Raw genomic sequence first — 400 nt, 5'->3', positions numbered from 1 at the left:
TCAATATTCAAGATACAACTGCTCCAGTGGCTCCTGACGCTCCTGCAGATATCACTTACGAGTGTATCGGCGATATGCCTGCTGCTGGTGAGTTGACTGCTACAGACAACTGTGCTGGTGACATTACAGCTACTGCTGTGGACAGCATGGACGATACAGATCCTTGTAACATTGTGGTGACCAGAACGTGGACATTCACTGATGCGTGTAACAACTCATCTTCGGTGTCACAGACCATCACTATTCAAGATACAACGGCTCCGGTTATTGATACCCCTGCCTCTGACATTGCCATTGAGTGTAGTGCTGATGGTGACCAAGGTGGTATCGAAGCTTGGTTGGCTTCAAATGGTGGTGCTACTGCTACAGATAATTGTAATGGTGAGATCACTTGGACAAA

General features: G+C 47.2%; 1 pseudogene. It reads left to right on the top strand.

What is annotated here, in order from left to right:
• A pseudogene (locus ZA07_RS16130) lies at nt 1-400 on the top strand (hypothetical protein); the annotation flags it as partial.

Origin of the sequence: Mangrovimonas sp. ST2L15, from assembly GCF_001280515.1 — a bacterium.
GTDB classification, from domain to species: domain Bacteria; phylum Bacteroidota; class Bacteroidia; order Flavobacteriales; family Flavobacteriaceae; genus Mangrovimonas; species Mangrovimonas futianensis.
The sequence above is the reverse complement of the archived record's forward strand: the minus strand, read 5'-3'. Positions and strand labels throughout refer to the sequence as shown.